The following is a 437-nucleotide window of genomic DNA, read 5'->3' on the forward strand; positions in this document are numbered from 1 at the left end:
TGCCGTTGAACGCCCGGACCGCACCGGCGTTGACGACGCCGTAGGTCGTCTCGTCGAAGTCGGGCGCGTTGGCGGCGGTCCAGCGCAGCTCGACGGTGTTCGGCTTGCTGCCGACGACCGACGCCGCGTCCGCGGTCGGGACCCGCTGGCTCGACGCGTAGCCGCCGAGCGTGAACTGCGTCGGGTCGATCGCGTTCGAGGCCAGCGGCTCGTCGAACGTGAACCAGGCGACCAGGTCGGGCCCGGACTCGCCGAACGTCACCGAGCGCAGATCCGGGACGTGGTTGTAGTTGGCGGGGTTCGCCCCACCGAGAGCAGCCGACGCCGGAGCGGCGGCAGCCAGGGAAACCGCCAGCATGCCGCCGGCGATCGCAGAACGGCGCGCGAGGCGCCGAGCGTTGGAAGTCATGAAGGTCCTCCTTCGAGAGGCCTGATGT

General features: G+C 70.7%; 1 pseudogene. It reads right to left on the reverse strand.

From position 1 onward, the window contains the following. Positions 1-358: pseudogene (locus PAI11_RS23565) on the reverse strand (hypothetical protein); the annotation flags it as partial. Between the last annotated feature and the right edge of the window lie 79 nt (positions 359-437).

Source organism: Patulibacter medicamentivorans, from assembly GCF_000240225.1.
Taxonomy (GTDB): Bacteria; Actinomycetota; Thermoleophilia; order Solirubrobacterales; family Solirubrobacteraceae; genus Patulibacter; species Patulibacter medicamentivorans.